The sequence below is a fragment of the Streptomyces sp. SID3212 genome (genome assembly GCF_009865405.1).
Lineage (GTDB): Bacteria > Actinomycetota > Actinomycetes > Streptomycetales > Streptomycetaceae > Streptomyces.
This window is the reverse complement of sequence record NZ_WWJY01001209.1, coordinates 1-6513: the sequence shown is the minus strand read 5'-3', so window position 1 is coordinate 6513 and position 6513 is coordinate 1. Positions and strand designations below refer to the sequence as shown.

The window sequence follows — 6513 nt, the reverse complement described above, 5'->3', positions numbered from 1 at the left end:
ACGCGCCACCGCCAGCGCGTGGAAGGCCTGTTGGTAGCCGACGGCGGTGTCGCGCAGGGCCAGCGCGTCGCCGGTCCCCACCACACAGCCCTCGATCGCGGCGGTCAGGGCGGCCTCCAGCGGGCGGGCGCCGGCGGGGACGGGGGTGGTCGACGCGACCACCAGCACGTGGTCGGAGTAGACGGGACAGCGGACGATCCAGGCCCGGCCGCCGGTGAGTTCGGCGCAGATCCGGATCGTCTCGGCCCGCCGGTCACGACCGCACTCGACCACGTGGAAGCGGGCAGGATCGTAGAGGCGCGGGGCGAGGGCGGCGGCTATCTGGTGCGCCGTGGTGAGGTTCCCGGCCATCAGCAGATGCAGCACGGCCTCCCGTCCGCGCGCGTCGGCGACCTCCACGCGCCGCCGGGTCCGCTCGTTCTCCATCGCCCCCCAGGAGACCGCGAGCAGCGGCACCGCGTCGGCCGGGGCGGCCGTCCTGAGCGGGTCGGGGCCGACCACGGCGAGGACGAGCCCGGACGGCTCGGACGGGGGCCGGTCCCCGGGGAGGTCGACGGCGAGCAGCGCCCCCGAGCGCTCCGGGGACGAGCCCGCGAGGAACGTACGGAGCCCCCGCTCCCGCATCTCCCGCAGCCCGTCGGCGACGAGGGTGATCGTCTCGGAGTCCCTCTCCTCGGAGGACGCGGCCTGGACGGTGCCGGCGGTGTCCACCAGTCCGGCCCAGCATCCCGTCCGGCGGGCGAGCCAGCGCAGCAGCGGCTGCACGCCGTCGCCCTTGCGGGCCAGCCGGTGCATCGCGAGGATGTCGGCCGCGCGCACGGAATCCGGGGACCGTACCGCTCGCACACCCACGCCGTGCCCCTTCGCCTCGCCGGTCGGCTGCCGGGCCCGGGGAACCGGTCACAGCAGGACACCCGATTGTCCCCACCCGGGGACTTCTGCCCCGCACCGGGCGGGGACACGCACCGCGCACGGGGCCCGGACCAGCGCGTTCCGGGAGGGTGCGGGCCCTAGGCGGTGTCTTGCCGATCAGGCCGGATCACCCCCTAGCGGCGGCCCTGCGATGATGAAGGCATGGATCTCCGCATCTTCACCGAGCCCCAGCAAGGGGCGAGTTACGAGACATTGCTGAGCGTGGCCAAGGCCGCCGAGGACCTCGGGTTCGACGCATTTTTCCGGTCCGACCACTATCTGCCCATGGGTTCGGCGGACGGCCTTCCCGGTCCGACCGACGCGTGGATCACCCTGGCGGGGCTGGCCCGCGAGACCGAGCGGATCCGGCTCGGCACGCTGATGACGGCCGGGACGTTCCGGCTGCCCGGGGTGCTGGCCATCCAGGTCGCGCAGGTCGACCAGATGTCCGGCGGCCGGGTCGAGCTGGGCCTGGGGGCGGGCTGGTTCGAGGAGGAACACCAGGCGTACGGCATTCCGTTCCCCAAGGAGAAGTTCGCCCGCTTCGAGGAGCAGCTCGCGATCGTGACCGGGCTGTGGGAGACGGAGGTCGGCAAGACGTTCTCCTACGACGGTACGTATTACCAGCTGACCGACTCGCCCGCGCTGCCCAAGCCCGCCCAGGCCAAGCTCCCCGTGCTCATCGGCGGGCACGGCGCGAAGCGCACCCCGCGGCTCGCCGCGCAGTACGCCGACGAGTTCAACATCCCGTTCGCCACGCTGGAGGACACGGCCACGCAGTTCGGCCGCGTGCGGACCGCCCTGGCCGAGGCGGGACGGGGCCCGGACGACCTGGTGTACTCGAACGCGCTGATCGTCTGCGTCGGCAAGGACGACGCGGAAGTGGCCCGCCGGGCCGCCGCCATCGGCCGTGAGGTCGACGAGCTGAAGGCGAACGGGCTCGCGGGCTCGCCCGCCGAGGTGGTCGACAAGATCGGACAGTACGCGGCCGTCGGCTCCTCGCGGTTCTACCTCCAGGTCATGGACCTGGACGATCTCGACCACCTGGAGCTGATCTCCGCGCAGGTCCAGTCCCAGCTGAGCTGAGGGAGTCACCGTGCAGCCCGCCCGTCCGCTCGCCGCCGCACTCGCCGAGGAGACCCTCGTCCTCGACGGGGGCCTCTCCAACCAGCTCGGGGCCCAGGGCTGCGACCTGTCCGACGCCCTCTGGTCGGCGCGGCTCCTCGTGGACGGCCCGGAGCAGATAGAGGCGGCCCACGCGGCGTACGTACGGGCGGGCGCACAGGTGCTCATCACCTCCAGCTACCAGGCGACGTACGAAGGGTTCGCGCGGCGCGGGATCGCCCGCGCCGAGGCGGCGGAGCTGCTGGCCCGCGGCGTGGACCTGGCCCGCCGGGCGGGCGCGGCGGCGGAGCGCGAGGTGTGGGTGGCCGCCTCGGTCGGCCCGTACGGAGCGATGCTCGCGGACGGCAGCGAGTACCGGGGGCGGTACGGCCTGTCGGTGGCGGAGCTGGAGCGTTTCCACCGGCCGAGGATCGAGACGCTCGCCGCGGCGGCGCCCGACGTGCTCGCCCTGGAGACCGTGCCCGACGAGGACGAGGCGCGCGCCCTGCTGGCGGCGGCCGAGGGTTGCGGGGTGCCGGTCTGGCTCTCGTACTCCGTGGAGGCCGACGGCGAGCGCACCCGGGCCGGGCAGCCGCTCGCCGAGGCGTTCGCCCTGGCGGCCGGCAACGACCAGGTGGTGGCCGTGGGCGTCAACTGCTGCGAGCCCGCAGCCGTGGACCGCGCGACGGAGATCGCCGCGAAGGTGACGGGCAAACCGGTGGTGGTCTACCCCAACAGCGGCGAACGCTGGGACGCGACGACCCGGACCTGGCGCGGCGAGGCCACCTTCGACCCGTCCCGGGTGAGCGCCTGGCGCACGGCGGGCGCGCGCCTGATCGGCGGCTGCTGCCGCGTCGGCCCCGAGGCGATAGCCCGCCTCTGAGCGGGCCGCCTCCGACGGGGCCGACCCGGGCAGCCCGGGTCGGCCCGGCACGGAAAACCCCTCGTCGTACCCCCACGATCAGGCAATACTCAACCGGGTGTTCTTGACGATCAGTACGACCGGCACCCAGGAACGTCCCGCGACCGACCTCGGCTTTCTGCTGCACAAGCACCCCGAGAAGGCGCAGACGTTCTCCACCGCGCACGGCACCGCCCATGTGCTCTATCCCGAGGCGACCGCGGAGCGGTGCACCGCCGCGCTGCTGCTGGAGGTCGATGCCGTGGCGCTGGTGCGGCGGGGCAAGGGCAAGGGCCGGGGCGGCGCGCCCGACGCGGCGCTCGCGCAGTACGTCAACGACCGCCCGTACGCGGCCTCCTCACTGCTCGCGGTCGCGCTGAGCACAGTGTTCAAGAGCGCCCTGCGCGGCGACTGCCGGGCGCTGCCCGAGCGGGCCGCGAGTCCGCTGCCGCTGCGCATCGAGGTGCCCGCCGTGCCGGCGCGCGGCGGGGCCGAGCTGGTCCGAGGGCTCTTCGGTCCGCTCGGCTGGACGACCGTCGAGGCGCGTCCCGTCGCACTGGACGTGACGTTTCCGCAGTGGGGCGAGTCGCGTTACGTCCAGCTCGTCCTGGAGGGCGAGATGCGGCTCGCCGACGCCCTGCGCCAGCTGTACGTCCTGCTGCCGGTGCTCGACGACGCCAAGCACTACTGGGTCGCGCCCGACGAGGTGGACAAACTGCTGCGGGCCGGTGAGGGCTGGCTGGCCGAGCACCCCGAGCAGAAGCTGATCACCAGCCGCTACCTCTCCCGCCGCTGGGGACTGACCCGGCGGGCCATGGAGCGCCTGGAGCTGGTCAGACTGGCCGAGGCGGACGACATCGACGTCGAGGCCCTGGACAACGCGGTCCTGGAGACCCCGGACGAGGAGTGGGAGGCCGGAGAGGCACGGGGGGACGGCGCGGACGGCACCGTACAGCGGGACACCGCACCGACGCCGGACGCCATACCCGAAGCCGTACCGGAAGCCGAGTCCGAGTCCGAAGCCGCGACCCCGCCCGAAGCCGCGCCCGCCCCCGATTCCGCGACCGGTGCCGCACCCGCGCAGAAGGAGGCGTCGCTCGCCGACCAGCGCCGCGAGGCGATCCTCACCACCCTGCGCGCAGCGGGCGCGAGCACCGTGCTCGACCTCGGCTGCGGCCAGGGCCAGCTGGTCCAGGCGCTGCTCAAGGACGTGCGGTTCACGCACGTGACGGGTGTCGACGTGTCCGTACGCGCCCTGACCATCGCCGCGCGCCGGCTCAAGCTGGACCGCCTCGGCGAACGGCAGGCGGCCCGCGTCACCCTGACGCAGGGCTCCCTGACGTACACGGACAAGCGGCTCAAGGGGTACGACGCCGCCGTGCTCGCCGAGGTCGTGGAACACCTCGACCTGCCCCGCCTGCCCGCCCTGGAGTACGCGGTGTTCGGCTCGGCCAGGCCGTCGACGGTCGTCGTGACCACGCCCAACGTCGAGTACAACGTGCGCTGGGAAACCCTGCCCGCCGGGCACGTACGCCACAGCGACCACCGCTTCGAGTGGACCCGCGCCGAGTTCCGCGCGTGGGCGGGAGAGGTGGCGGGGCGGCACGGCTACACGGTCGCGTACGTCCCCGTCGGCCCCGACGACCCGGAGGTGGGACCGCCCACGCAGATGGCCGTCTTCACCCTCCGTACCAGCACCGACACCCCCACCACCGAGAAGGGACCGACCGCATGAGCGGCACCACGACCGACCGCACCCCCGCCGCCACCGACGCCCGGCGGACCCTCCCGGTGACCGACCTCTCCCTCGTCGTCCTCATCGGCGCCACCGGCTCCGGCAAGTCCACCTTCGCCGCCCGCCACTTCAAGCCCACCGAGGTCATCTCCTCCGACTTCTGCCGCGGCCTGGTCGCCGACGACGAGAACGACCAGAGCGCCAGCCGCGACGCCTTCGACGTCCTGCACTACATCGTCGGCAAGCGGCTCGCGGCCGGCCGGCTCACCGTCGTGGACGCCACCAACGTCCAGCAGGAGAGCCGCCGCCAGCTCGTACGGATCGCCAGGGAGCACGACGTACTGCCCATCGCGATCGTCCTCGACCTGCCCGAGGAGATCTGCGCCGCGCGCAACGCCGACCGTCCCGACCGCGCCGGTATGCCCCGCCACGTGATCAAGCGGCACCGGAGCGAACTCCGCCGCTCGCTGCGCGGCCTCGAACGCGAGGGCTTCCGCAAGGTGCACCACCTGCGGAGCGAGCAGGAGGTGGCGGACGCCGAGGTGGTCCTCGAACGCCGCTACAACGACCTCAGGCACCTCACCGGACCCTTCGACATCATCGGTGACGTCCACGGCTGCCGCTCCGAGCTGGACACCCTTCTCACCACCCTCGGTTACGTGGAGGGCCACCACCCCGAAGGGCGTACGGCCGTCTTCGTCGGCGACCTCGTCGACCGGGGCCCCGACAGCCCCGGCGTGCTGCGCCGCGTGATGGGCATGGTCGCCTCCGGCGACGCGCTCTGCGTGCCCGGCAACCACGAGAACAAGCTCGGCCGCTGGCTCAAGGGACGCAACGTCCAGCACACCCACGGGCTCGCCGAGACGATCGAGCAGCTGGAGCGGGAGGACGACACGTTCCGCGCCGAGGTGCGGCGCTTCATCGACGGCCTGGTCAGCCACTACGTCCTGGACGGCGGCAAGCTGGTCGTCTGCCACGCGGGACTGCCCGAGAAGTACCACGGCCGCACGTCGGGCCGGGTGCGCTCGCACGCGCTGTACGGCGACACCACCGGCGAGACCGACGAGTTCGGCCTGCCCGTGCGCTACCCCTGGGCCGAGGACTACCGGGGCCGCGCCGCCGTCGTCTACGGCCACACCCCCGTGCCGAACACCTCGTGGATCAACAACACCATCTGCCTGGACACCGGCGCGGTCTTCGGCGGGAAGATGACCGCCCTGCGCTGGCCCGAGCGCGAACTGGTCGACGTACCGGCGGAGCGCGTCTGGTACGAACCGGCCAAGCCGCTCGTCACGGAGGCGCCGGGCGGCCGGGAGGGCCGGCCGCTCGACCTCGCCGACGTGCACGGCAAGCGGATCGTGGAGACGCGCCTCATGGGGCGGCTCGCGGTACGGGAGGAGAACGCGGCGGCGGCCCTGGAGGTCATGAGCCGCTTCGCCGTCGACCCCCGGCTGCTCGGCTACCTCCCGCCCACGATGTCGCCCACCGCGACGTCGGACGAGGAGGGGTACCTGGAACACCCGGCCGAGGCCTTCGCGCAGTACCGCTCCGACGGGGTCACCCGCGTCGTGTGCGAGGAGAAGCACATGGGCTCCCGCGCGGTCGCCCTGGTCTGCCGTGACGCGGCCGCCGCCGAGGCGCGCTTCGGCGTGCGCGGACCGACCGGCGCGCTCCACACCCGTACCGGACGGCCCTTCTTCGACGACCCCGAGGTCACCGAGGAGGTCCTGGAGCGGCTGCGTACCGCCGTCACCGCCGCCGGGCTCTGGCAGGAACTCGACACGGACTGGCTGCTGCTGGACGCCGAGCTGATGCCGTGGTCGCTCAAGGCCACGGGACTGCTCCGTACCCAGTACGCGGC

The 6513-nt window shown here is 73.3% G+C and carries 4 protein-coding genes and 1 pseudogene; 4 read left to right on the top strand and 1 reads right to left on the bottom strand.

Translation table 11 applies throughout. The features are described 5' to 3' along the window. Window positions 1-852 (bottom strand): annotated as a pseudogene (locus GT042_RS36195) (PucR family transcriptional regulator); the annotation flags it as partial. 222 nt (window positions 853-1074) lie between these two features. Here GT042_RS36195 and GT042_RS36190 point away from each other — a divergent pair. From GT042_RS36190 to GT042_RS36170, 4 genes are all read left to right on the top strand, one after another. After that, window positions 1075-1998, top strand: a complete 924-nt coding sequence (locus GT042_RS36190; RefSeq protein ID WP_161312910.1) for an LLM class F420-dependent oxidoreductase — start codon at window positions 1075-1077, stop codon at window positions 1996-1998. A 10-nt stretch (window positions 1999-2008) separates the two neighbouring features. After that, complete coding sequence (gene mmuM, locus GT042_RS36185) at window positions 2009-2899, top strand: homocysteine S-methyltransferase (protein WP_161312909.1); 891 nt, start codon at window positions 2009-2011, stop codon at window positions 2897-2899. A gap of 97 nt (window positions 2900-2996) precedes the next feature. Further along, window positions 2997-4652 carry a 3' terminal RNA ribose 2'-O-methyltransferase Hen1 gene (locus GT042_RS39745; protein WP_345944048.1) on the top strand — a complete coding sequence of 552 codons (1656 nt, stop codon included), beginning with the start codon at window positions 2997-2999 and terminating at the stop codon, window positions 4650-4652. Then, window positions 4649-6513 (top strand): polynucleotide kinase-phosphatase (locus GT042_RS36170; RefSeq protein WP_161312908.1); only part of this gene is annotated, 1865 nt, incomplete at its 3' end. The genes GT042_RS39745 and GT042_RS36170, both read left to right, overlap by 4 nt.